The 21,128-nt window shown below is 50.0% G+C and carries 18 protein-coding genes and 1 tRNA gene; 16 read left to right on the top strand and 3 right to left on the bottom strand.

Annotation, left to right across the window (positions count from 1 at the left end):
- Positions 1-76: 76 nt before the first annotated feature.
- Positions 77-1,702 (top strand): AMP-binding protein, encoded by a 1,626-nt coding sequence (locus BN3003_RS09765; protein ID WP_058356467.1) that lies wholly within the window; start codon positions 77-79, stop codon positions 1,700-1,702.
- An 87-nt stretch (positions 1,703-1,789) separates the two neighbouring features.
- Here BN3003_RS09765 and BN3003_RS09760 read toward each other — a convergent pair whose 3' ends face one another.
- From BN3003_RS09760 to BN3003_RS09750, 3 genes are all read right to left on the bottom strand, one after another.
- Positions 1,790-2,167: a VOC family protein gene (locus tag BN3003_RS09760; protein ID WP_058356466.1), complete on the bottom strand. Its 378-nt coding sequence runs from the start codon at positions 2,165-2,167 to the stop codon at positions 1,790-1,792.
- 237 nt (positions 2,168-2,404) lie between these two features.
- Positions 2,405-2,481 (bottom strand) — tRNA-Met (locus BN3003_RS09755).
- A 100-nt stretch (positions 2,482-2,581) separates the two neighbouring features.
- Positions 2,582-3,736 (bottom strand): class I SAM-dependent methyltransferase, encoded by a 1,155-nt coding sequence (locus tag BN3003_RS09750; protein ID WP_058356465.1) that lies wholly within the window; start codon positions 3,734-3,736, stop codon positions 2,582-2,584.
- 361 nt (positions 3,737-4,097) lie between these two features.
- Here BN3003_RS09750 and mraZ point away from each other — a divergent pair, with 361 nt between their 5' ends.
- The 15 genes from mraZ to ftsZ all read left to right on the top strand — a co-directional run bounded on the left by mraZ (position 4,098) and on the right by ftsZ (position 20,680).
- Positions 4,098-4,553 (top strand): division/cell wall cluster transcriptional repressor MraZ, encoded by a 456-nt coding sequence (mraZ, locus tag BN3003_RS09745; protein ID WP_058356464.1) that lies wholly within the window; start codon positions 4,098-4,100, stop codon positions 4,551-4,553.
- A complete protein-coding gene (gene rsmH, locus BN3003_RS09740; protein WP_058356463.1) occupies positions 4,550-5,494 on the top strand; it encodes a 16S rRNA (cytosine(1402)-N(4))-methyltransferase RsmH in 945 nt (314 codons plus the stop codon). The genes mraZ and rsmH overlap by 4 nt, the downstream gene beginning before the upstream one ends.
- Positions 5,495-5,498: 4 nt before the next feature.
- Positions 5,499-5,759 carry a cell division protein FtsL gene (gene ftsL / locus BN3003_RS09735; RefSeq protein ID WP_058356462.1) on the top strand — a complete coding sequence of 87 codons (261 nt, stop codon included), beginning with the start codon at positions 5,499-5,501 and terminating at the stop codon, positions 5,757-5,759.
- 2 nt (positions 5,760-5,761) lie between these two features.
- A complete protein-coding gene (locus BN3003_RS09730) occupies positions 5,762-7,519 on the top strand; it encodes a peptidoglycan D,D-transpeptidase FtsI family protein (protein WP_058356461.1) in 1,758 nt (585 codons plus the stop codon).
- 3 nt (positions 7,520-7,522) lie between these two features.
- Entirely contained in the window at positions 7,523-8,995 is a 1,473-nt protein-coding gene (locus tag BN3003_RS09725; RefSeq protein WP_058356460.1) for a UDP-N-acetylmuramoyl-L-alanyl-D-glutamate--2,6-diaminopimelate ligase, read from the top strand.
- A gap of 15 nt (positions 8,996-9,010) precedes the next feature.
- Positions 9,011-10,375 carry a UDP-N-acetylmuramoyl-tripeptide--D-alanyl-D-alanine ligase gene (locus tag BN3003_RS09720; protein ID WP_058356459.1) on the top strand — a complete coding sequence of 455 codons (1,365 nt, stop codon included), beginning with the start codon at positions 9,011-9,013 and terminating at the stop codon, positions 10,373-10,375.
- 9 nt (positions 10,376-10,384) lie between these two features.
- Positions 10,385-11,476 carry a phospho-N-acetylmuramoyl-pentapeptide-transferase gene (gene mraY / locus BN3003_RS09715; RefSeq protein ID WP_058356458.1) on the top strand — a complete coding sequence of 364 codons (1,092 nt, stop codon included), beginning with the start codon at positions 10,385-10,387 and terminating at the stop codon, positions 11,474-11,476.
- An 11-nt stretch (positions 11,477-11,487) separates the two neighbouring features.
- Entirely contained in the window at positions 11,488-12,843 is a 1,356-nt protein-coding gene (gene murD, locus BN3003_RS09710; protein WP_058356457.1) for a UDP-N-acetylmuramoyl-L-alanine--D-glutamate ligase, read from the top strand.
- Positions 12,840-13,997 (top strand): putative lipid II flippase FtsW, encoded by a 1,158-nt coding sequence (gene ftsW / locus BN3003_RS09705; RefSeq protein ID WP_058356456.1) that lies wholly within the window; start codon positions 12,840-12,842, stop codon positions 13,995-13,997. Before murD ends, ftsW begins: the two co-directional genes overlap by 4 nt.
- Entirely contained in the window at positions 13,994-15,076 is a 1,083-nt protein-coding gene (gene murG / locus BN3003_RS09700) for an undecaprenyldiphospho-muramoylpentapeptide beta-N-acetylglucosaminyltransferase (RefSeq protein ID WP_058356455.1), read from the top strand. The genes ftsW and murG overlap by 4 nt, the downstream gene beginning before the upstream one ends.
- Before the next feature lie 2 nt (positions 15,077-15,078).
- On the top strand, positions 15,079-16,476 hold the full coding sequence (gene murC / locus BN3003_RS09695) for a UDP-N-acetylmuramate--L-alanine ligase (RefSeq protein WP_058356793.1): 1,398 nt from the start codon (positions 15,079-15,081) through the stop codon (positions 16,474-16,476).
- A 10-nt stretch (positions 16,477-16,486) separates the two neighbouring features.
- A complete protein-coding gene (locus BN3003_RS09690) occupies positions 16,487-17,398 on the top strand; it encodes a D-alanine--D-alanine ligase (protein ID WP_058356454.1) in 912 nt (303 codons plus the stop codon).
- Entirely contained in the window at positions 17,382-18,152 is a 771-nt protein-coding gene (locus BN3003_RS09685) for a cell division protein FtsQ/DivIB (RefSeq protein ID WP_058356453.1), read from the top strand. Before BN3003_RS09690 ends, BN3003_RS09685 begins: the two co-directional genes overlap by 17 nt.
- A 30-nt stretch (positions 18,153-18,182) precedes the next feature.
- Positions 18,183-19,412 carry a cell division protein FtsA gene (ftsA, locus tag BN3003_RS09680; RefSeq protein ID WP_058356792.1) on the top strand — a complete coding sequence of 410 codons (1,230 nt, stop codon included), beginning with the start codon at positions 18,183-18,185 and terminating at the stop codon, positions 19,410-19,412.
- A gap of 104 nt (positions 19,413-19,516) precedes the next feature.
- Positions 19,517-20,680: a cell division protein FtsZ gene (gene ftsZ, locus BN3003_RS09675; protein ID WP_058356452.1), complete on the top strand. Its 1,164-nt coding sequence runs from the start codon at positions 19,517-19,519 to the stop codon at positions 20,678-20,680.
- Positions 20,681-21,128 lie beyond the last annotated feature (448 nt).

Here is a 21,128-nt window from a genome sequence, read left to right as displayed (position 1 = left end):
GTCGCTGCCTCCGGTATCACTTAAGCATCACCATAAAGACAAAGATGTCGCGTCAAGTCGACACAAAGGAGAAATAATGGCTGATTTTGATACCGATTTGGGGCGACAAGCGGCGAATTTTGCCGCTTTAACCCCTATCGATTTTTTACTGCGGGCTGAGGAAGTCTACCCTGAGCACACCGCGGTCATTCATGGTGATTTGCGCCAAACTTGGGCGCAAACCGCCCAGCGTTGTCGGCAATTGGCCGCAGCGCTGCGTGAACGCGGCCTAGGTCGCAGCAGCACGGTTGCCGCTTTGTTGCCCAACACGCCGGCGATGGTGGAAGCGCATTTTGGCGTGCCCATGGCGGGCGCGGTGCTCAATGCTTTAAACATTCGTTTGGATGTGGAAACGCTGATTTATATTTTGCAACATGGCGAAGCCGAGGTCTTATTGGCCGACAGCGAGTTTGAGGCGGAAGTGGCGCAAATCAAGCAAGCGCTGCCAGACTTGTATGTGGTGCAAGTGAACGATGTCTTAGGCCCTGTCACAGCTGCATTTGGTGAAGTGGAATACGAAGTGTTTTTACAGGCCGCATCTGATGCGAATAACTGGATCTTACCGGCAGATGAATGGGATGCAATTGCGCTGAACTACACCTCTGGTACCACCGGCAAACCGAAAGGGGTGGTGTATTCGCACCGCAATGCCGTCATCAGTGCGTTGTCGATGTTGCTGGATTGGAATGTGCCGCTGCATCCGGTGTATTTGGCGACGCTGCCAATGTTTCATTGCAATGCGTGGTGTTATCCGTGGAGTATTACTGCCAAAGTGGGCACGTTTGTGTGCTTGCGCCGCTTTGAGCCGACGCTGTGTTTGGATTTGATTCGTGAACACAAGGTTACTCATTATGCGGCCGCACCGATAGTGCATGCGGGTTTGGCCAATGCACCCGCGGCAGCCAAAGCCGGCATAGAGCATGTGGTGCATGGCACGATAGCGGGCGCGGCGCCACCGGCGGCCTTGTTGGAAGCAATGGAAGAAATGGGTTTTGAAATCACCCATGTCTATGGTTTGACCGAGGTATATGGCCCAGCCACCATTTGTGAGCGCCATCAGGCTTGGAACGATTTGAGCATAGAAGAGCGAGCGGCTTTGAATGCACGCCAAGGGGTGCGCTCGAATTTGGTCAATGGTTTTACGGTGATGGATGCACAAACCATGAGCGAAGTGCCAGCGGACGGCGAAACCATGGGTGAATTGATGATACGTGGCAACCACACCATGAAAGGCTATTTGAAAAACCCACAAGCGACGGCCGAAGCCTTTGCTGATGGTTGGTTTCACACTGGTGACTTGGGCGTGAAATATCCCGATGGTTACATTCAAATTAAAGACCGCAGCAAAGACATCATCATTTCAGGTGGGGAGAACATTTCCAGCATCGAAGTGGAAGACGTATTGTACAAACACCCAGCGGTGTTGACTTGTGCGGTGGTGGCGGCGGCCGATGCCAAATGGGGCGAAGTGCCCATGGCTTTTGTCGAATTGCGCGAAGGGCAACACGTATCCGCGGATGAATTGAATGCATATTGTCTGAGCAAAATCGCCAAATTCAAAGTGCCCAAGCATTATGTGTTTGAGGAGTTGCCCAAGACTTCAACCGGCAAAATACAAAAATTCATGTTGCGCAAACGTGCCAAAGAGGTGTTGTTGGCATAAAGCAGTGAAGACAGAATAATAAGGAGTGGGAGAGGAGCAAGCGGCCTGTAAATGATTTACAGGCCGCTTTTGTATGAATATCAAGTTTTATCCAGCATTGGGATTTGGCTCTACAATGCCAAACGTATTGTTGTCGGCATGAATAAAATAGCCTTGCCAACATTGCTGCGGGATGGCGAATTTGGGCATGGCTACTTGGCCGCCGTGGGCGAGGATTAAGGCTGCGGTGGCATCAAAGTCGGCCACTTCTACCGAGCAGGTAAACGCATTGGTGCCGCAATGGGTGGGCGGTGTGGCTGCAGGCCGTTCCAATAAGCCGCCGTGTATGCCGGGAGTGCTGATGCGGTAATAGGCGATGGGCAAATCGGCGACAGGCTCAAAAGTCCAGCCAAACACGGCTTGGTAAAACGCCACTTCGCGCTCGGGCAGCGAGGATTGGATTTCAAAATAACAGATGCGATTCATGGTAGGCACTCTGAGGTGGTGAGGAGAGGGTTGCTTCAACAGAGTGGCCGAGTGGGTGGGAAGTTCGTGCGCAAGCTGGGCAAAAAAGACTTGTAATATTGGAAATGGCTGGATTGTTGAATGTCATTGCGCTGCAAAAAGGCCGATTTGGCGCCAATGAGCAGAGCAAGTGGGGTAAAGTGGAAAACAGCGAGCCATGAAAAAAGGCCACATCCGAAGATGTGGTCTTTTTAAATTTGGTGGCGAATCAGGGATTCGAACCCCGGACACAAGGATTATGATTCCTCTGCTCTAACCGACTGAGCTAATTCGCCGTTTCCTGAGGATTCGTATAATACTGATATCGCCCAGTTGCGTCAAACACTTTCTGCAAAAAAATGGCAAGAAAATGCTAATGTGTTGTTTTAAGGTGGATTAAAGTTTGTGGCACCAATCGCCGCTCACAAAGCCTTGCCAGTCCACATCGACATTGCGGCCCATGGCGATGACTTTAAACAGCTCACCCATCTCATGTGGTGCCACCAATTTTTGCATGGCAGAGGCGGCCTGTAAGTATTCTTTGCTGTTGATGTCGGGATGCTCGGCCAGCAAAACCTCGGTAATGCCCAAATTGAATAAGAAATGGGCTTGGCTGGTGTAACCGATTAAGTCCAAATCACTGTCTACCGCCGCTTGCGCCATGGCGGTGAAATTGACGTGGCAGGTCAAGTCCATCAGGCCTGGCCAGAAGAAAGGGTCATCAACGACATGGTGGCGGTAATGGCCGATTAAAGTGCCCATGCTGCGCTGCGGGTGGTAATACTGGCCTTCGTCAAAACCATAATCAATCATGATGATGGCACCGCGCGTCAGTTTTTGTGCCAAGGTGGCGATGAAAGCCGCTTGGTTCAAATGCAATTCGCTGGTGAACGGGCGTTTGTCAGGATTGATGCGCAGGGCTTCGGCAAGTATGCGTTCATCGTTTACAGGCCGCTCTTGCCATGCAAACACATCATCGACAATGCTCACGCCCATTTGCATCACGCCTTGTTCTGTCCAGCGTACCACTTCGCTGGCCATCGCATCCAAGACCTCATTGCCAATGATGACGCCATCAAATTCGCTCGGCAAGCTGTCCAAAAACACCACTTTGTCTGCAAATTGTGGCTGTTTGGCTTGGATTAAGGCCAATTGGCGCTGCTTCAGCTCTGGCGACACATCCATGATGTAGTAATGTTGTAAAACATCGGGATTCAGACCGGCCAATAAACTCACGGCCAATTCGCCCGTGCCGGCGCCAAATTCGTACACATTGCCTGCGGTTTGTTTTAACAGTGGTTCGATTTGACGCGCCAAGGTCAAACCAAACAATGGGGTCAAGCTGGGTGCGGTCACAAAGTCACCAGCGCTGCCGATTTTGTGGCTGCCGCCGGTGTAATAACCCAAATTGGGTGCAAATAATGCTAATTGCATGTAGTCGTGAAAGGAAATCCAATTACGGTGACATTGAATTTCATTCGCAATAAGCTGTTGTAAAGCCAAGCTGGATTGTTCAGCTGCGGCATCGGGCAAAGGTAAATTTTTGTTCATGTTACGCTAATCAAGTGTCTATAAGTCACAACACTTGTATTTTAGTTCACAAAAATGGTTTGGTGAGCATTTTGTTGCCAAATTTGAGTAAATACCTATAGTTAAAGTAAGTGTGCGGATTTAAACCATCGCATTCAGTGCTGAAATTTAAACTAATTACTACCATTTGAAAATTTGCGTTAGCTTAAGCCATTTATACAATTCAGATTTTTGCGATGCAAAGGCGGGGAATTCGCGTTGACCACCCCGTCTTTTTTTCATATAGTGTGGTACAAAGTGGAGCAAAGTGGGATAAAGTGTAAGTGTTAGGCTTTCAAAGTGGCAAATCGGTCGTTTTGAGGCACAAGCAGCGAGCAAAATCATGTTTAACGGCGTTCAGGAATTGACAGTTGATGCAAAAGGCCGATTGGCGATTCCGACCAAGTTTAGGACGCCTTTGCAAGACATCAGTGGCTCACATTTGTATGTGACCTTAGAGAGTCGTGACTACTTGATTTTGTATCCCGAACCCGCTTGGCGTGATGTAGAGGCGCAATTGTTGGCGATGCCGGTGGCAGGAAATTCGGTATTGAAGAAGTTCCAACAATTGGTATTGGGTCATGCCGAGGCTTTACAACCGGACACTGCGGGCCGGATTTTATTGCCCCCGAGTTTGCGCAAATTGGTGCGTTTCGATACCGAAGTCACCATGGTAGGGCGGGGCAACCGCATGGAATTGTGGTCAAGAACGGCATGGGATGAACAAACCAATGCAGCTCTTGACATTGATGAAGATGAATTAGCAGAAGAATTGGGTAAAACCACATTGCGTTTATGAGTACGACAAAATTTACCCACCAGACGGTATTGTTAAATGAAGCTGTGGATGCCTTGAACATACACAGTGATGGCATTTATGTTGATGGCACTTTTGGCCGAGGCGGCCACAGTAAAAAAATATTAACGAATTTAGGGCCTACAGGCCGCTTAATCGTATTTGATAAAGATCCACAAGCCATTGAAGTGGCAATGAAATTGGCCAGTGAAGACAGTCGCGTGTCGGTGGTTCACAATGGCTTTTCGAGTTTAAGCACGGCATTAAATGAACTTGGCATTGCAAAAGTGGACGGCATCTTGCTTGATTTGGGCATTTCGTCACCACAGATAGACGATGGCAGTCGCGGTTTCAGCTTTCGTTTCGATGCGCCTTTGGACATGCGCATGGACACCAGTCGCGGTTTGACTGCCGCACAGTGGTTGGCCGAAGCCGAAGAACAAGATATTGCAGAGGTAATTAAGACTTATGGTGAAGAGCGGTTTAATCGCCAAATTGCGCGTGCCATTGTGGCGAGGCGAGCAGACAACCCGATTACAACGACCGGTGAGCTTGCTGCCCTCACGGCAGAAGTCGTCCGTACTCGTGAACGTGGTCAAGATCCCGCGACGCGGACGTTTCAAGCCATTCGGATTTTCATCAACCGTGAGCTTGAAGAAGTAAAAAATGTGTTGCCACAAGCCATCGCCAGCTTGAATGTTGGTGGGCGCTTTGCGGTGATTGCGTTTCATTCTTTGGAAGACCGCATCGTCAAACAGTATTTCAAGAGTTTGGTGGAAAAACCCAAGTTGCCAAGATGGGTGATGGTGAAAGACGAGGATTTACCGGCCGCACCAATAGAAATCATGGGCAAAGCCATTAAACCATCGGCCGAAGAAGTCTCCGCTAATCCGCGTGCCCGTTCTGCGATTATGCGGGTGGTGACAAGAACGAACAGTCAGTAAAGCTATGAATAAAATAAACGTGTTGTTGCTTATCGCGGTGGTGGCTTCAGCATTTGTGTTGGTGACACTGCATTACGAAAATCGAGTGTTGTATACGCAGTTGGCTAAGGAGCAGCAAACTGCCTATCAATTGAATGAAGAGCATGCGGTATTGATATTGGAACAGGCGAAGTTTACCAATCACCACGTGATACAAGAGGCGGCTGCCAAGCAGACCCTCCATGTTCCAAGCCTTGCTGAAACCAAAATGATAGAAAAAGAATAATCATGCTGATTAAAAACGAATACAAGCCAGAGATGGTGGGCGTGAAAGCCAAAAAAGCCAAGAAAGTGCAATCCACCAATGGTCGATTGTTCGTGGTGCTTGGCGTGTTGGGTTTGGCTTTTGTCGCCGCTTGCGCCAAAGGCATTTACATGCAAACGCAACAGCAATCGTTTTTACAAAATCAAAGCAATCAGCGCGTGGTGCGCAATCTGCCTTTGCCCGCAAGCCGTGGCACCATTACCGATCGCAATGGTTCGGTCTTGGCATTGAGCGTGCCCACCCGTTATGTGTCTGCCGATCCGTCTAAACTCGATCATTTGCCTAGCCCAGAACAATTGCAGCAATTGTCGACCTTGTTGGATGTGCCTGTGGCGGAGTTGGTCAGCAAACTCAGCGACAAAAAACGCCAATTTGTGTATTTGAAACGCCAATTGCCGTTGGATCAGGCAGAAAAAGTCACTGCCTTGAAAATCAAAGGCCTGCATTTGGTTGAAGATTCAAAGCGCTATTACCCTATGGGCGCCTCGTTTGCGCATGTTTTGGGTTTTGTGAACATCGACGACAAAGGCCAAGAAGGCTTGGAAATGACGTTGAACAAGTCTTTGTCGGGTGTGAATGGCATTGAAACCGTGATGGTGGACAAATACGGCACCATCTTCAGCGGTGTCGACAGCGAAGAAAACCGTCCGGCTCAAAATGGTCAAGATTTGCACCTATCTTTGGATCAACGCATTCAGGCAATGGCGCACGACAGTTTGCTCAAAGCTTTGGATTTTCACAAAGCCAAAGCCGGTAGTGCGGTGGTGTTGGATGCCAAGACCGGCGAAATTTTGGCCTTGGTGAATGCGCCCACGTTTGATCCTAACAATCCTGCCGATGCCAAACCAGAACAGCGCCGTAACCGTGCCGTCATTGACATGGTAGAGCCGGGCTCAACCATGAAACCGTTCCCGATTTCATTGGCTTTGGACCAAGGCAAGGTCACACGCAATACTGTGTTCAATACCATGCCATATAAAATCGGCCCGAAAACCATTAAAGACACGCACGATTACCCAAGTTTGAGCGTACAAGGCGTGATTCAAAAATCGTCTAATGTGGGCTCGAGCAAAATGTCGGCGATGTTCAAACCCAAAGAAATGTACGATTTCTATTCCAAAGTCGGTTATGGTCGTAAATTGGAAACGGGTTTCCCAGGTGAGTCTGTCGGTAAATTGCGTCCGTGGGACAAATGGTATCCTGTTGACCAAGCCACGATGTCTTATGGCTATGGCATACAGGTGAGTGTGTTGCAATTGGCGCGTGCTTACACCATGTTCACCAATAATGGCGCGATTTTGCCAGTAACGTTCCGTAAGTTAGACCATGCACCACAAGGCGAGCAATTGATTAAGCCGGAAACCGCCAAAGCCATGCGTGAAATGATGGTATCGGTGACCGAGCAAGGTGGTACGGGTGTGCGCGGCGCGGTCGATGGTTATGATGTGGCGGCCAAATCGGGTACGGCACAAAAATACACACCAGGGGTGGGATACACCAGCAATAAACACATTGCGCTGTTTGCTGGATTTGCGCCGGCGCAAAATCCACGTGTGGTTGTGGTGGTAAGCATTGATGAACCGAGCGCAAATGGCTATTATGGCGGCCTGGTTGCAGGACCAGCTTTTCAGGAAATCATGGCAGGCAGTTTGAATGTTTTGGGGGTGGCTCCGACCCGACCCATGCATGTGGCTGCGGCCAAACCAACACAGCAACCGTAAATTATGTTTAGTGAAAAAACACCCTTAACTCCACTGACTGTCGCATGGTCAGATTTAGGACTAACCGCTCCCATCCGAGTGGTGATAGACAGCCGCCAGCTTCATGCTGGCGATGTTTTCTTAGCGTGCCCCGGTGAATACACTGATGGGCGCGATTTTATTCAGGCCGCCATCGATGCAGGGGCGGCTGCGGTGATTTGGGATACCGACGGTGGCTTCGAGTGGACTTTTGGTGCCACGCCCAATATTGGTATCGCCATGTTGCGCCAATACATGGGCATCATCGCCGCCGATGCCTTAAACCATCCGGGACAACAATTGGACATCATCGGTGTGACTGGTACCAATGGCAAAACCTCAATCACACAGTGGTTGGCGCAGGCTTTAGACCAATTGGGTCAGCCTTGCGGCATCATGGGTACGGTGGGCAATGGTTTTTGGGGCAAGTTGCAAGAAAGTTCTCATACCACATTAGATGCGTGGTCGGTAGAGCAATGGTTGCAGCAATTTGTGCAGCAAGGCGCTAAAGCCGTGGCGATGGAAGTGTCTAGCCATGGTTTAGACCAATACCGTGTCAACGGTGTGCCATTTAGCAGCGCCATCTTCACCAATTTGACCCGTGACCATTTGGACTACCATGGCAGCATGGAAGCTTATGGCGCATGTAAAAGCCGTTTGTTCTTCTGGCAAGGTTTGCAACACGCCATCATCAATATAGACGATGATTTTGGCGCGCAACTCGTTGCAGAAGTACGCGGTGCTGGTCATGCACAAGTGTACAGCTACGGCTTTAATGAAGCTGCGGACATCCGCATACACACATACCAACCCAGCTTGGATGGTACGCACATCGCCATGCACACGCCTTGGGGCGAAGCACAGATACACACTCAGTTAATCGGCCGCTTCAATGCGCAAAACTTGGCCGCTTGTGTGGCGTTATTGGCTGCACAAGGTCATGGTCTGGACGCAATTTGCCAAGCTTTGGCACACATTAAACCGGCTACAGGCCGCATGGATGGCATACGCGAAGCCGGCAAGCCTTTGGTGGTGGTTGATTACGCTCACACGCCAGATGCCTTGGAGAAAGCCGTATCGACTTTGCACGATTTGAAACAAGCCGATTCCAAAGTGTGGTGTGTGTTTGGTTGCGGTGGCAATCGCGACAAAGGCAAACGCCCATTGATGGGCGCGGCTGCGGCAGAGCATGCCGATGTGGTGGTGGTGACCAGCGACAATCCGCGTTTGGAAGAGCCACAAAGCATCATTGATGATATTTTGCCCGCCGTGCCTCAAGCTGCGTATGTCGATACCGACCGTGCTACGGCCATTGCTTATGCGGTGAGCCATGCGGCTGCCAATGACATCATCTTGATTGCAGGCAAAGGCCATGAGACTTACCAAGACATAGGCGGTCATAAAAACCATTTTTCCGATTTTGAATGTGCTCGCGCTGCATTAGCAGAGCGTCAATAAGAAGACACAACCCTCATGAGTGAATTGACTCTGGCATTTGTACAGGCCGCATTACAAGCCCCAATCAGCGAAGAGGCTGAACACGCTACCCGCATCATCACCGACAGCCGTAAGGTTGAGGCTGGTGATGTGTTTGTGGCTTTGGTGGGTGAACAATTTGATGGTCACGATTATGTGGCCGATGTGTTGACCAAAGGCGTGGCTGCCGTGATTGTCAGCCGCGAAGTGGTGGCCAGCGATGCACGTCAAATCGTGGTGGCCGATACTTTGGCCGCCTTGGGCCAAGTGGCGCAAGCATGGCGTTTTAAACTGAATCCTAAAATTGTGGCTTTGACTGGCTCCAACGGCAAAACCACCGTCAAAGAAATGTGCGCAGCGATTTTGCGCGAGGCTTTGGGCGAAGATGCGGTATTGGCAACAGCCGGCAATTTCAACAATGAAATCGGCATGCCCTTGACCTTATTGCGTTTACAGGCCGCTCATCAAGTGGCGGTATTGGAAATGGGCATGAACCACTTCGGTGAATTGTCACGTTTGACCCAAATTGCCCGCCCTGATGTGGCCTTGGTCAACAATGCTTTGCGTGCCCACATCGGCAATGACTTTAATGGTGTGGCCGACATTGCGCGCGCGAAAAGCGAAATTTACGCTGGTTTGAGTCCAGACGCTGGCATCGCGATTTTGCCATGTGAAGACCAAAATCTGGCCATTTTTGCAGCCGCCGCTGCGCAGTTCCAACAAACCACGTTTGGTTTGCACACCGGTGATGTGCATGCGGACCAAATCGTCTTGGCACCATTGTGCAGCGATTTTGTGTTGACCGATGGTCAAGATGAGGTGCAAGTGCATTTACCCGTAGCCGGTGAACACAATGTGTACAATGCTGCTGCTGCGGCCGCAGCAGTGCGCGCCATCGGCATTTCATGGCAACACATAGCTGCGGGTTTGGCCAAGTTCCACAATGTCAAAGGCCGTTTACAAGGCTTTACATCAAAAAATGGCGCATTGATTGTGGATGACACTTACAATGCCAACCCCGACTCTATGAAGGCAGCTTTGGATGTTTTAAGCCGCTTTGATGGCACAAAAGTGTTTGTAATGGGGGCAATTGGTGAATTAGGTGCAACTTCGCTGCAATTGCATGCAGAAGTCGGCACTTATGCCAATGAAAAAGACTTGACGGCTTTGTTGGCCTTGGGCGCAGATGCCAAAGCCGCCAGCGAGGCCAGCACTGTGGGCGAATTTTTTGACGATGTGGATGCGTTGATTGCGGCAGTGCGTCAATACGATGTGGCGGGCTCGACCATTTTGGTCAAAGGCTCGCGTTTTATGCAAATGGAGCGTGTGGTGGAAGCCTTACTTCACACCACAGGCAAATAGGACAATGTTATGTTGTTGTGGTTAGCCGAATTATTAGGCAATTGGTTCACGGGCTTTAATTTATTTCAATACACCACGTTCCGAGCAGTGATGGCGGCTTTAACCGCTTTGCTGTTCGGTTTGTTGTTTGGCCCATGGACCATCCGTAAATTGACTGAATTGAAAGTCGGCCAAGCCGTGCGTCGCGATGGCCCGCAAACGCATTTGGTCAAAACCGGTACCCCTACCATGGGCGGTACCTTAATCATTACTGCCATCATCGTCAGTGTGTTGTTGTGGGGCAATTTGGCCAACAAATACATTTGGATTCTGTTGGGCGTGACCGTTGGTACAGGTGCTTTGGGCTTTTACGATGACTGGCGCAAAGTGGTGTACAAAGACCCGAATGGGGTTTCAGGCCGCTTTAAAATCGTGTGGCAATCGGTGGTGGCGTTGGCAGCAGGTTTGTTCTTGCTCTACAACACCAATTTGACCGGTACCGAACAAATCATCATCCCGTATTTGAAAAACGTTTCCATTGCCTACCCCCTGGGTGCAGTGGGCTTTTTGATTTTGACTTACTTGGTCATCGTCGGCACATCTAATGCGGTCAATTTGACCGATGGTTTGGATGGCTTGGCCGCGTTTCCAATTGTGTTGGTGTCGGCGGGTTTGGCGATTTTTGCCTATGCCAGTGGTCACGTTGAATTTGCACGTTACTTGCAATTGCCACACATCCCCGGCGCCAATGAAGTGATGATATTCTGTGCCGCCATTTGTGGTGCGTGTTTGGCCTTCTTGTGGTTTAACGCTTACCCAGCGCAAGTGTTCATGGGCGACGTCGGTGCTTTGGCCATGGGTGCCGCCTTGGGCACGGTTGCGGTCATTGTGCGCCAAGAAATCATTTTGTTCATCATGGGCGGTTTGTTCGTGGTCGAAGCCTTGTCGGTGATGTTGCAAGTGGGTTCGTACAAAACCCGTAAGAAACGCATTTTCTTGATGGCGCCGATACATCACCATTACGAGCAAAAGGGTTGGAAAGAAACCCAAGTGGTGGTGCGCTTCTGGATCATCACCATTGTGTTGGTTTTGGTTGGCTTGGCCAGTCTGAAAATTCGCTAAGGGTGTGAACAATGAACTTACATGCTTGGCAAGGTAAAAAAATTGTGGTGGCAGGCTTGGGCAGCTCAGGCTTGTCCATGTTGCGCTTTTTCGTGTCGCAAGGCTGTGCGGTGGTCGCTTACGATGCCCGCATCTCGGCCGAACGCCGTGCACACATTGAGGCAGAATTGCCGCAAATCACATTTGCTGAAGGCGAGTTGGCGCAGGCTTTGGTTGGTGCCGAAGTCTTGGCGTTAAGCCCAGGGGTGCCATCGCGTCAAGAGGCGATAGAGATATTTGCCGCGCAAGGCGGGGTGGTATTGGGCGATGTGGAAGTGTTTGCCCAATTGGCCGCTGCTGCCAATGCCAAAGTGTTGGCGATTACCGGCTCGAATGGCAAAACCACCGTCACCAGTTTGACCGGCTATTTGTGCGAACAAAGCGGCCTGAAAACCGTGGTGGCGGGCAATATTGGTTTACCCGTATTGGATGCATGGATGCAAAACCAAGGTGAGGCCGATGTGTGGGTATTGGAATTGTCCAGTTTCCAACTCGACACCACTTACAGTTTACAGGCCGCTGCTGCCACGGTATTGAACATTTCCGAAGACCATTTGGACCGTTACAACGATTTATTGGATTATGCGCACAGCAAATCCCACATCTTCAGTGGTAGCGGTGTGCAAGTGTTGAATGCCGATGATGCTTTGTGTGTGGCCATGCACCGCCATGGTCGGCCAGTAAAATGGTTTTCACTTAAAGAGCAGCAAGACTTTTGGGTAGACACACAGGCCGCTTCTTTGCCATTGATGGCAGGGGAGGAGGTCTTGTTGAACCTGAACGATTTGAGTTTACAAGGCTTGCACAATGCCGCCAATGCCTTGGTGGCCGTGGCTTTGTGTGAGGCCATAGGCTTAAAACGTGCTGATTTATTGCCGCATTTAAAAGCATTTAAAGGTTTGCCGCACCGCGTTGAAAAAATCGGCGCCCATCAAGGCGTGGACTTTATTGACGACAGCAAAGGCACCAATGTCGGCGCCACTTGCGCGGCTTTGTATGGCTTGCAACAGCCGATTGTGTTGATTGCCGGTGGTTTGGGCAAAGGCCAAGACTTTGCGCCGTTACAGGCCGCATTAAACGATAAAGCACGCGCGGTGATGTTAATCGGCCGTGATGCCGACCAAATTGAAGCGGCTTTGCAAGGTTTGGACGCACCCGTCATTCGTTGCGAGAGCTTGACCGAAGCGACGCAGCAAGGCTTTGCCTTGGCGCAAGCGGGCGATGCGGTATTGCTCAGCCCTGCCTGTGCGAGCATGGACATGTTCCGTGATTATGCGCACCGTTCGGAAGTGTTTATCGCGGCTTACCAAGCGTTGGCGCAAGCATGAGTACCCGCGCCAGCTCCAAGCTGCTAGACCGCACGCTGTTGAAAAACGGTGTGACCTTTGATTGGTCGCTGCTGTGGATGATTGTGTTGATGACGGCCTTCAGTGTGACGATGATTTTTTCAGCGTCGATTGAACATGCCGAATTCAATTACCAAGACCGCTATTATTTTGTCGAGCGCCAATTAATCTTCTTGTCGATTGGTTATGCGGTGTTGTTGGCGATGTTGAAAACGCCGACGCGCACTTTGCACAAATTCATGTGGCTGATTTTGGGCTTCAGTTTTTTGCTGTTGGTAGGGGTGTTGTTTGGGCGCGAGATCAATGGTGCCAAACGTTGGATTAACATCGGCCCGTTTAACATTCAGCCGACTGAGATTTTTAAAATTGCGATTATTTTGTATTTGGGCAGTTTCTTAACCCGTCGGGTGGACATTCTGACCAAATTCAGTAAAGTGTGGTTTGTCGGTATTCCGATTGGTTTGGGTCTGGGTTTGATTATTTTGGAGCCCGATTTTGGCTCGTTTGTGGTGGTCAGCGTGATTGCGGTGGGCTTGTTGTTCATCGGCGGTTTGCCCATGGGTTGGTTCTTGGCAATTGTGGCCTTGGGCGCCAGTGCCATGGTGGGCTTGATCATTACTTCGCCGTATCGGATGCACCGGGTGACGGGTTTCTTGAATCCGTGGGAAGATCCATTTGGTAAGGGCTACCAATTGACGCATGCGCTGATGGCTTTTGCCCGTGGCGAATGGCTGGGTGTGGGTTTGGGCGGCAGTGTTGAAAAACGCTTTTACCTGCCTGAGGCACACACCGACTTTATCGCCGCGGTGATTGGTGAGGAATTGGGTTTTGCGGGCTTGATTTTGCTGATTGTGTGTTACATGTGGTTGGTGTGGCGCGCATTTTCGATAGGCAAACAAGCGCGCGATTTGGAACAGTATTTTTCGGCTTACACTGCCAAAGGCATAGGCATTTGGATAGGCATACAAAGCTTTTTTAACTTGGGTGTGAATCTGGGTTTGCTGCCTACCAAGGGTTTGACCCTGCCATTGATGTCTTATGGTGGTTCGGCTGTGATTGTGATGTTGATGTGCATGGGCATCTTGCTGCGCATCGATTGGGAGAATCGTCGCATCATGCGAGGATATAAAGTATGAGTAAGGCAACTGTTATGGTGATGGCTGGCGGCACGGGTGGACACATCTTCCCGGCCTTGGCTGTCGCACGAGAATTACAGGCCGCTGGTTACGATGTGGTGTGGTTGGGTGCCGATGGCGGCATGGAAACCCGCATCGTGCCACCGACCGGGATTAAATTGGCCACCATCGCCATCAAAGGCGTGCGTGGCAATGGCATCAAGCGCAAATTGATGTTGCCTTTGACCTTGGCCAGCAACATCCGTGCGGTGCGCCGCATCATTAAAGAAAATAATGTACAAGCCTTAATCGGCTTTGGCGGTTTTGTGACCTTCCCTGGCGGCATGGGTGGCAAATTATCAGGTTTGCCTTTGACCATACACGAGCAAAACGCCATCGCCGGCTTGTCGAATAAAGTCTTGTCCCGTTACGCCAAGCGGGTGTTGTACGCATTTCCAAATGTATTCCCCAACCAAGATGGTTTGGTTGGCAATCCAGTGCGAGCCGATATTGTCGCCATGCCGGAGCCAGCACAACGCTTTGCCGGTCGTACAGGCCGCTTGCGCTTATTGGTGGTTGGTGGCAGCTTGGGTGCAAAAGTGTTTAACAATGTGGTGCCACAAGCCTTGGCCTTGTTGCCAGCAGAAGCGCGGCCATTGGTGACGCACCAATCGGGTCGGAATAAATTGTCAGACTTGCAACAAAGCTATGCCAGCTTAGGCTTAGAAGCACAATGTGTGGAATTCATTGACGACATGGTGGCGGCGTATTCTGCAGCCGATGTGATAGTGTGCCGCGCTGGTGCTTTGACCGTGGCCGAATTGGCGGCGGCGGGCTTGGGGGCGATATTCGTGCCTTACCCACATGCGGTGGATGATCATCAAACATACAATGCCAAAGTGTTGGTACAGGCCGATGCGGCCATCAGTGTGCCGCAAGGCGAATTCAGTGCCCAACATTTGGCGGATTTATTGCAAAAATTGGATAGACCAAGTTGTTTACAATGGGCGGAACAGGCGCGCAAACAAGCCTTGCCCGATGCTGCGAAACTTACCGCGCAAGCCGTTATTTCAACGTTTGCTGCGGCTCAGAAGGATTAATAATAATGAAAAATTTGGTCAAACGTGTTCATTTTGTCGGCATAGGTGGCACAGGGATGTGCGGCATTGCTGAGGTGTTGCACAATTTGGGTTATCAAGTGTCGGGTTCGGATCAATCGCAAAACGCGACCACCCAGCAATTGAAAGACATGGGCATTGCGGTGTTTCATGGTCACCATGCTGAAAATGTGGAAAACGTCGATGTGGTGGTGACTTCCACCGCGATTAACCGCGACAATCCTGAAGTACAGGCCGCTTTGACCGAGCACATTCCGGTGATACCACGCGCGATGATGTTGGCTGAGTTGATGCGCTTCCGCCAAGGCATCGCCATTGCCGGTACGCATGGCAAAACCACCACCACCAGTTTGACCGCATCTATTTTGGGTGCGGCGGGTTTGGACCCGACGTTTGTCATCGGTGGCAAATTGAATGCTGCGGGTGCGAATGCCCAATTGGGCAAAGGCGATTACATCGTTGCTGAGGCGGACGAGTCGGATGCATCGTTCTTGTATTTATCGCCAATTATGGCGGTGATTACCAACATCGACACCGATCACATGGACACTTACGATCACAGTGTCGACAAATTGCACCAAGCATTTATTGATTTTGTGCACCGTTTGCCGTTTTATGGTCGTGCCTTCTTGTGCCGCGAAAGCGAACATGTGCGTGCGATTTTGCCAAAAATCAACAAACCGTTTTCGACTTATGGCTTTACTGCCGAAGCCGATATTTACGCTTCCGACATCGCTGCTGAAGGCATGCAAATGCGTTTTACCGTGCATTTGAAAGACATGTCGGTGCGCCCATTTGAAGTGGTGCTCAATACCCCAGGACAACACAATGTGTTGAATGCCTTGGCCAGCATCGGTATCGCCTTGGCTTGCGGTGTGTCGGTAGACGCGATACAGGCCGGCTTATTGGCGTTTGGTGGCGTGGGTCGTCGCTTTCAGCGCTATGAAGGGTTACAACTGCCGCAAGGTGGCAGTGTTAACCTGATTGATGATTATGGTCATCACCCAGTTGAAATTGCCGCAACCTTGGCAGCCGTGCGCGGCGCTTATCCAGACCGACGTTTGGTCTTGGCCTTCCAGCCACACCGCTATACCCGTACCCGTGACTTGTTTGAAGACTTTGTTGCGGTGTTAAATCAAGCAGATGCCTTGTTGTTAACTGAGGTCTATCCTGCCGGTGAAGCGCCTATCGTGGCAGCTGACAGCAAAGCTTTGGCACGAGCGATACGCGTGCATGGTAAGATTGAACCGATTTATGTGGAAACTGTCGCGGAATTGCCGCACAGTTTGGTACATGTTTTGCATGATGGCGACATATTGCTAAATATGGGTGCAGGTAACATCAGTACGTTACCAAAATTGTTGAAAAACCATTTAGCATAAAGGTAGGATGATGAAGCATTTAGGTAAGGTTGCTGTGTTGTTGGGTGGCGACTCCAGTGAACGTGAAGTGTCATTGCTCAGTGGCAATGAAGTCTACCAAGGCTTGTTACAGGCCGGTGTTGATGCTCACTTATACGATACCCAAGAGCAATCTTTGTTTGATTTGAAAAAACACGGTTTTGAACGGGTGTTTATTGTGCTGCATGGTGGCGCTGGCGAAGACGGCCGGGTGCAAGCAGTATTGGAAACCATGGGTTTGCCGTATACCGGCTGTGGCATGTTGGCCTCAGGCTTGGGCATGGACAAATTGCGCTCGAAAATGATTTGGCAGGCAGCAGGTTTGCCCGTGCCCGATTTTGCCGTTTTGCAAGACGATACCGACTTTGACGCGGTAGAAGCCAAGCTGGGTTTGCCTCTGTTTGTGAAGCCCGCCGCCGAAGGCAGCAGCGTTGGGGTGGTGAAAGTTACTGAAAAAGGCCAATTGGCTGCAGTGTATCAAGACTTGAAACAATACCGAGGTGCTATCATAGCCGAAACCTTTATTGGTGGTGGTGAGTATACTTGTGGTATTTTGGGTTCTGAGGCTTTGCCCAGCATCAAAATCGTCCCCAAAACCGAGTTTTACGATTATGAAGCCAAGTATTTTCGCGATGATACCGAGTATTTGTGTCCCGCCGATTTGAGCGATGCCGATGAAGCCTTGATGCGCCAATTGGCCATGCAAGCGTTTGAAGTCATCGGTGGTCGTGGTTGGGGGCGTGTAGACTTTTTACGTGGCGTGGATGGCAAGCTGTATTTATTGGAAATCAATACTGTGCCGGGCATGACGACCCACAGTTTGGTACCAAAAGCCGCTGCGCAAACGGGTCGTACTTTTTCACAATTGTGTTTGGAAATCTTAGAGCATGCGACTTTGGGATGATGCCAAAGCATTACGCCGAGTGACTTTATGGCTGTATACTTTGGTGGTGGTGTGTTTGTGCGTGGCTGGATTCAAATGGCTGTGGGATTCGCCGTACTTCCCCATAAAAAAAGTGCATTTTTATGGCAAGTTGGAAGAGAGCGATCAAACCAAATTGGCGGAAATGGCCCAGCGCAACATCAGTGGCAATTTCTTCAAAGCCGACATGAATGTGTTGAAACAGGCTTTAGCGAAAGATCCATGGGTGGAGTCGGTCAAAGTGCAACGCATGTGGCCAGACACGGTGAATGTGTTTGTGGTTGAGCGACAAGCGCAAGCACGTTGGAAAGACGGCGGTTTGGTCGATGCCAAAGGTTTGGTGTTTGTCGCGCAAACGCAAAAGCCCTTGCCTGAATTCAGTGGCCCCAAATACATGATGCCTAAGGCAGTGGCGTTTCATCATGCGGTCACGCCGATGTTGAAACAACAGCAAATGGGCATCAAGCAAATTGATGTCAGTGAGCGCGGTGCTTGGACTTTGGTGTTGAGCAATGGCGTGGTGTTGAAATTGGGTCGACGCGATTTACAAGAGCGTCTGCAGCGGTTTTTAACCTATTGGCGCCGTGATTTGGCCCCGTTGGGTAACAATTTGGTATACGTGGACTTGCGTTATCACGATGGTTTTGCCATCAGACAAAACGCAGTGGCCGCAGCCCAAAGCAAAGAACAGCAATCTTCTGCGCAAGTGCCTACCGCCTTGCCAGAAACGGAATGAATTGAATATTAACGAAAACAGGTGTTGACGGTGAGAGATAAACAATACATCAGCGCATTAGATATCGGGACTTCAAAAGTCATCGCTTTGATTGGTGAAGTATTAGAGGATGGCGAAATTCAAGTCGTGGGTTTGGGACAAGCTCCTTCACGCGGCCTGAAAGCAGGGATGGTTACCAATATTGATGCCACAGCTCAAGCCATCAAACAAGCGATGGATGAAGCGCAATTGATGGCAGACTGCCGCGTCAACAGCGTGACCACCGGCATTGCAGGCAACCACATTCGCAGCTTGAATTCGCAAGGTGTGGTGAAAATCAAAGACGGGGAAGTGACGCAGGCCGACATTGACCGTGCCATTGAAACAGCCAAAGCGGTCAACATTCCACCTGACCACAATGTGTTGCACACCGTGGTACAGGAATACATCATCGACAATCAGCCGGGTGTGAAAGAGCCGATTGGTATGAGTGGTGTGCGTTTGGATACGCGTGTGCACATCATTACCGGTGCGGTGACGGCGATGCAAAACATTCAAAAATGCGTGAACCGCTGTGGTTTGCACATTGATAATTTGATTTTGCAACCTTTGGCCAGCGGTCATGCGGTATTGACCGAAGACGAAAAAGACTTGGGCGTGTGCGTTGTCGACATCGGTGGCGGTACTACCGACATCGCCGTGTATACCAATGGCGCGATACGCCACACTGCAGTGATTCCCGTGGCCGGTGATTTGATTACCAAAGATTTGGCGCAAGCCTTGCGCACGCCACACAATGCGGCGGAATACATCAAAATCAACCACGGCGTGGCCATCGCCACCATGGATGATTTGGATGAAATGATCGAAGTTCCGAGCGTGGGCGACCGTCAACCACGTCAAATTTCACGCCGTACTTTGGCCAGCGTCATTGGCCCGCGTGTGGAAGAAATCTTGGAATTGGTATTGAACGAATTGCGCCGCTCAGGCTTCCCTGAAGAAGTGTTGACTTCGGGTGTGGTCTTGACTGGTGGGGCGTCGATGTTAACCGGCATAGTGGACTTGGCAGAAGACATGTTCAATTTGCCAGCTCGTATTGGTGTGCCTAAAGATGTGGGCGGCGTGTCTGAACGCGTGCGCAATCCACGTTTTTCTACTGCGATTGGCTTACTGCAATTGGCCAATACTGGTGAGACCCGTAAATTAGAAGTGCATGCAAAAGAAGAGCAGGGCGAATCTGTGGTCAGTCGCTTTAAAACCTGGTTACGAAACAATTTCTGACAATTTTAATTAAATTGAGTATTCTCAATTGAGATTTATTACTTTAATCCGCTATAATCTGATTAATCGTCTCGAAAATGCTCAGCTACAGCGTAGGAGTCAAAATGCAATTGGTATATGATGTTGTTGAATCAGCAGCAAGTCCGGCCGTGATTAAGGTCATCGGTATTGGTGGCGGCGGTTGTAATGCCATCAATAATATGATTAACAGCTCTGTGCACGGCGTTGAATTCATCAGTGCCAATACGGATGCACAATCATTGCAATTAAACCAAGCTCCTAAACGCATACAACTCGGTACCAATTTAACCCGTGGTTTGGGTGCAGGTGCCAATCCAGAAGTCGGCAAAAATGCCGCGTTGGAGGACCGAGAAGCGATTGCTGAGGCCTTGAATGGCGCCAATATGGTGTTCATTACCGCAGGCATGGGTGGTGGTACTGGTACGGGTGCAGCACCGGTGGTGGCTGACATTGCCAAAGAGATGGGTATTTTGACCGTGGCCGTGGTAACCCGCCCGTTCGAGTATGAAGGCAAACGTTTGGTGGTTGCCAAAGACGGTTTGGAGCGTTTGAAAAGCCAAGTGGATTCATTAATCGTGATTCCTAACGACAAATTGATGTCGGCTTTGGGTGAAGACGTGACGGTAAAAGAAGCTTTCCGCGCTGCTGACGATGTGCTTCGCAATGCGGTTGCCGGTATTTCTGAAGTGGTGACTTGCCCAGGCATCATTAACTTGGACTTCGCTGACGTGAAAAACGTGATGAGCATCATGGGCATGGCGATGATGGGTTCGGCCCAAGCTGGTGGCACCGACCGTGCACGTTTGGCGACTGAAGAAGCGATTGCCAGTCCATTATTGGATGACGTGTCTTTGGACGGCGCTCAAGGCGTGTTGGTGAACATCACCACCGCTCCAGGTTGCTTACGCATGTCTGAGTACAAAGAAATCATGTCGGTGGTGAGCGAATACGCTCATCCAGATGCTGAGCGCAAATACGGTACGGCGGAAGATGAAAACATGCCTGAAGACCAATTGCGTGTCACCATCATTGCAACCGGTTTGAAAGAACAAGCGAAAGTAGCGCCTTCTTCGTTGAAAATGGTGCGTTCACAACAAGCTACCGGTACTCACGGTGCCGAAGTGCCCAATGTGATTCGTTCCGGCCGCAGCGCCCGCGCTTTGAATTTGGGTGCCGCCGATTTTGCCGATCAATCGGTATTGGATGACTTTGAAATCCCTGCGATGATCCGTCGTCAAGCAGATTAATTCTGTACGGTAACATCAAAAAGCCTGCTTAATCGCAGGCTTTTTATTTTGATACTTACCGAGCAAAGTCGTTATTTATATCGTCAATGACATTGCGCAGTTGGGCATGGATGGTATCGGTATCAATAGGAATATTGTTTATGCAGACATCTGGGTCAAGGCTAGATAAGCGGCCTGTAAAACCAAATAGGAGTTTTAAACAATAAGCAGTATTGTAAAACCCATATCGTGAATACAGTGCATCGTAAAGTACCAATAAGTTGGTGATTAATAGAATAGATTTCAGAGCATCGCTGTTAGAGGCGCAGCGATAGCAGCACACGGGTTTGCCAGCACTTGAGTCCACTTCTTGTTAATGAAGAGATAAATATTACTGCATAGATGATGGTTTTAAATGCAATGCGGCCTGTAAATTCAAATCCAGTATGAAAGCCTCAATAATATTCTA

It is taken from the genome of Vitreoscilla massiliensis, assembly GCF_001457815.1.
GTDB classification, from domain to species: Bacteria; Pseudomonadota; Gammaproteobacteria; order Burkholderiales; family Neisseriaceae; genus Vitreoscilla; species Vitreoscilla massiliensis.
This window is presented reverse-complemented; position numbering and strand designations above follow the sequence as displayed.

Excerpts from the sequence above, each read along its gene's own strand:
- ftsZ (WP_058356452.1), top strand. The coding sequence starts at position 19,517 with ATGCAATTGGTATATGATGTTGTTGAATCAGCAGCAAGTCCGGCCGTG.
- mraY (WP_058356458.1), top strand. The coding sequence starts at position 10,385 with ATGTTGTTGTGGTTAGCCGAATTATTAGGCAATTGGTTCACGGGCTTT.
- rsmH (WP_058356463.1), top strand. The coding sequence starts at position 4,550 with ATGAGTACGACAAAATTTACCCACCAGACGGTATTGTTAAATGAAGCT.
- BN3003_RS09685 (WP_058356453.1), top strand. The coding sequence starts at position 17,382 with ATGCGACTTTGGGATGATGCCAAAGCATTACGCCGAGTGACTTTATGG.
- BN3003_RS09760 (WP_058356466.1), bottom strand. The coding sequence starts at position 2,167 with ATGAATCGCATCTGTTATTTTGAAATCCAATCCTCGCTGCCCGAGCGC.
- BN3003_RS09720 (WP_058356459.1), top strand. The coding sequence starts at position 9,011 with ATGAGTGAATTGACTCTGGCATTTGTACAGGCCGCATTACAAGCCCCA.
- mraZ (WP_058356464.1), top strand. The coding sequence starts at position 4,098 with ATGTTTAACGGCGTTCAGGAATTGACAGTTGATGCAAAAGGCCGATTG.
- BN3003_RS09765 (WP_058356467.1), top strand. The coding sequence starts at position 77 with ATGGCTGATTTTGATACCGATTTGGGGCGACAAGCGGCGAATTTTGCC.
- BN3003_RS09730 (WP_058356461.1), top strand. The coding sequence starts at position 5,762 with ATGCTGATTAAAAACGAATACAAGCCAGAGATGGTGGGCGTGAAAGCC.
- murD (WP_058356457.1), top strand. The coding sequence starts at position 11,488 with ATGAACTTACATGCTTGGCAAGGTAAAAAAATTGTGGTGGCAGGCTTG.
- BN3003_RS09690 (WP_058356454.1), top strand. The coding sequence starts at position 16,487 with ATGAAGCATTTAGGTAAGGTTGCTGTGTTGTTGGGTGGCGACTCCAGT.
- murG (WP_058356455.1), top strand. The coding sequence starts at position 13,994 with ATGAGTAAGGCAACTGTTATGGTGATGGCTGGCGGCACGGGTGGACAC.
- BN3003_RS09750 (WP_058356465.1), bottom strand. The coding sequence starts at position 3,736 with ATGAACAAAAATTTACCTTTGCCCGATGCCGCAGCTGAACAATCCAGC.
- ftsW (WP_058356456.1), top strand. The coding sequence starts at position 12,840 with ATGAGTACCCGCGCCAGCTCCAAGCTGCTAGACCGCACGCTGTTGAAA.
- ftsL (WP_058356462.1), top strand. The coding sequence starts at position 5,499 with ATGAATAAAATAAACGTGTTGTTGCTTATCGCGGTGGTGGCTTCAGCA.
- BN3003_RS09725 (WP_058356460.1), top strand. The coding sequence starts at position 7,523 with ATGTTTAGTGAAAAAACACCCTTAACTCCACTGACTGTCGCATGGTCA.